Below are 2,779 nucleotides of genomic sequence, written 5' to 3' on the forward strand. Positions count from 1 at the left end.
GTCGGCGTTCCCAAGCCTGCCGACAATCAACCCCCAACTTAAACCAGTCCGCGACAATCAAATGTCCGGCATCATCAACTTGCCGCGTCACAGTTCTCATCCAGATTGTCGCGCGCGTCTCATCCAGATTGTCGCGCTACACAGCGTTGAGTAGCCGCGCACGATCGCCTCTCGGCCAAGGGCCACCGCCAGATGCGTCTTGCCCACGCCGGGTGGCCCGAGCAGCAGCACGCTGTCACCGTTGGCTACCCAGCGCGACATCGCCAGCTCCCGGATCTGCTTGGCGTCGACGGAAGGCTGCGCGTCGTACTCGAAGCTCTCCAAGGTGCGCACGCACGGGAACTTGGCGATCGACATCCCCATCTGGATGCGCCGCTCGTCCTTGCGCGCCACCTCGGCCGCGCACAGCATCGCCAGCGCTTCGCGCAGGTTGAGCTCTGCCCGTGCGGCCTGGTCCAGCAAGGTGTCGAGCTGATCGCGGATGGCCGTGAGCTGGAGCCTCGTCAGCATCGGTTCCAGGTCGTTCAGTGCGTCGCTTGGCTTGGTCTTCCTGGCGGTCGTCATCACCAGCCCCCTCCAAGCGCTGCCTCATACTCGGCCAGCGGTCGCAGCAGTTCAGCCGGTGGTGCCGGAGGCGCCGGTGGCGGCGCCTCCTCGGTACGCTTTCTACCCAGCCAGCTCACCCCGACCAGATGAGCACCGACGATGCCCACGAGGTGGCTGCGCTCGATGACGTGGGTGCGTCGGCCCGGGTTCTGGGCGTGACTCGCCACTTCCTCTGCGGCGTACAGCACCCGTACCTGGCGCTCGGCCACGACCACGGTGACCGTCTCGCCGATCAGCTTCCACGGCACGCTGTAGCGGTTGGTGTCCAGTTCGATGCAGGCGTCGGTGTGCACCCGGCGGCTGAGTTCGCGTACCTGCAGAAACGGCGCCTTGGACGCCAGCGGCGTGAGTGCGCTTCGTTCGTCACGCTCGAAGCGGTCGATGGGTGGCTCGGCGGTGGTGCCATGTATCCGCACGTCTGCCACCTCGCGCATCCAGCGCGCCAGATGCGCCTCGAGTTCTTCGAGTGACGCGAAGCGGTGCCCGGCGATCGCGTTGCGCTTGACGTAGCCCACTCCACGCTCGTCCTTGCCCTTTGTTCTGGCACGGTACGGCGCGCAGGCCCGGGGCGTCACGCCCCAGTAGCGGCAGAAGGCGTGGAATCGATCGTTGAATGCCACCTCGCGCGTCTGCGCGTCATGCTCGGCCACGAGTGCGCGGGCGTTGTCGATCAGGACCTCGCGGGTCATGCCGCCGAAGTGCCGGAAGGCATCTTCCAAACCCTGCAACCAGGCTGAATGACGCTCGTGCAGGAACATCGCCACGTAGGTTCGGCGCGAGTAGCCCAGGGTCGCTACGAACAGATGAATCTTGGTCTGTTCCTCGCCCACCGGCACGCGCAGGGTGCCAAAGTCGATCTGCAACTGCTGACCCGGCGGGGTCTCGAAGCGCACGGTCGCCGCTGTCTGGGCAAGCACTTCGCGGCGCAGGTGCGCCACGGCACGTTCGACCGTGCGCAGGCTCACCGTGATGCCATGTTCGCGCTGCAGTTGCTGGCGCACCACATCGCAGTTGCCCCGATGCTGACGGAACCGATCGGCCAGCCAGTCCTGATGCGCCGCCAGCCGACCCGGCCGACGCGGCGATTGATACGGCTGCCAGGCCCCTTGGCGCAGATAACTGCGCACCGTGTTTCGGCTGCAGCCCAACTCCCGGCTGATGCGTTTCGCTCCCCAGCCCAGCGATGCCAGTTTGAGCATCGTCTGAACATCCTCAGGCGTCTGCATCGCCTGCCTCCCTTCGGTCCGTTCGGAACGGCGAGAGTGCTCGATAACGTCTTCCACTTCGACCTCCTTCCACGAAGGGGGTCAATTCCTCGTGTCGTCAGGGGGTCAGTTTGTCGTGTCGCCTGACAGAATGACCCAGGCCCCGGAACCGTTCCCCGCAGGCGCGGGGATGAACCGACGCCAGCCGAGCACAAGCAGAACCTGTCGCACCGTTCCCCGCAGGCGCGGGGATGAACCGATATCGACCCAGGCGGCAGACGCGCCGTCATGCCGTTCCCCGCAGGCGCGGGGATGAACCGCCCTGAAACTGGCAGGCGTGGCACGTGATGCACCGTTCCCCGCAGGCGCGGGGATGAACCGGTCAGCGTGATGAGGTAGGCCGTTCCGCCTTCCCGTTCCCCGCAGGCGCGGGGATGAACCGCGCGAATCGGGCCGCCTTCGCGTTCGAGGACGCCGTTCCCCGCAGGCGCGGGGATGAACCGGCGGACCGGAATGCGTTCGACGCATCGTTGTACCGTTCCCCGCAGGCGCGGGGATGAACCGCACGAGGCCACAGGCGGCAAGAAAAGAAAGCGCCGTTCCCCGCAGGCGCGGGGATGAACCGTATCTGGCCGGGGCGTACCGCTGTTTCGATTGCCGTTCCCCGCAGGCGCGGGGATGAACCGTCAGCACCCGGCCGAACTTCGAAACGAAAGGACCGTTCCCCGCAGGCGCGGGGATGAACCGCTTCCCGGATTCGCGAGAACCGACATACAGTGCCGTTCCCCGCAGGCGCGGGGATGAACCGGCGTAACCGAATTCGTACAAACCTCAGCGCCTCCGTTCCCCGCAGGCGCGGGGATGAACCGATCCTTCAAAGGACACGTCCATCAGATCACACCCGTTCCCCGCAGGCGCGGGGATGAACCGTTCGGACGTACCGCCGCACAATTCATTCCAAACCGTTC

2 protein-coding genes and 1 CRISPR repeat array are annotated in these 2,779 nt (G+C 66.0%); both genes read right to left on the bottom strand.

The window, feature by feature from the left end; genetic code table 11:
* Nucleotides 1-96 precede the first annotated feature (96 nt).
* Complete coding sequence (locus tag Q8R75_RS11880) at nt 97-564, bottom strand: ATP-binding protein (RefSeq protein WP_305663671.1); 468 nt, start codon at nt 562-564, stop codon at nt 97-99.
* Entirely contained in the window at nt 564-1,832 is a 1,269-nt protein-coding gene (gene istA, locus Q8R75_RS11885; RefSeq protein ID WP_305663670.1) for an IS21 family transposase, read from the bottom strand. The genes Q8R75_RS11880 and istA overlap by 1 nt, the downstream gene beginning before the upstream one ends.
* A 148-nt stretch (nt 1,833-1,980) precedes the next feature.
* Nucleotides 1,981-2,741: direct repeats of the CRISPR family, unit length 29 nt; unit sequence CCGTTCCCCGCAGGCGCGGGGATGAACCG.
* Nucleotides 2,742-2,779: the final 38 nt, after the last annotated feature.

It is taken from the genome of Methyloversatilis sp. (assembly GCF_030696805.1).
Lineage (GTDB): Bacteria > Pseudomonadota > Gammaproteobacteria > Burkholderiales > Rhodocyclaceae > Methyloversatilis.